Consider the following 359-nt stretch of genomic DNA (forward strand, 5'->3'; position numbering starts at 1 on the left):
GCCAGCGCTAGGAGATGCCAGCGGGTGCACTGTAACCTGGGGGGGCCGTCGTACTCGGCCACGGCTGGAAGCGCGCCGGGGTTTCGCAGGCCGGCGATCCGGTCCATGGTGTCGTCGAGCCGGTCGAAGTGGGGGAGCGACTGGAGGCCGAGAACGATGTCGTACGTCTCCCCCGCGCGCAGCAGGTCGCGGACGTTCGCGGTCCGGAAACGGTCCCCGTGACGCAGGCCGAGCTTCCGGGCCTGGTCGGTCCGCGAGGCGAGGCGGCGCGGGCAGCTGTCCACTCCTGTGATGTGCTGGTGGACGCCGCAGCGGCCCCAGATGGCCTCGTTGCCCCCGCTGCGGCAGCCGCGCGACAG

General features: G+C 72.4%; 1 protein-coding gene. It reads right to left on the reverse strand.

Annotation, left to right across the window (positions count from 1 at the left end; translation table 11 throughout):
• Positions 1-359: class I SAM-dependent methyltransferase (locus UK12_RS33775; RefSeq protein ID WP_045307039.1), on the reverse strand; the 359-nt coding region annotated here is incomplete at both ends.

It is taken from the genome of Saccharothrix sp. ST-888, from assembly GCF_000955975.1.
In the GTDB taxonomy this organism is placed as follows: Bacteria; Actinomycetota; Actinomycetes; order Streptomycetales; family Streptomycetaceae; genus Kitasatospora.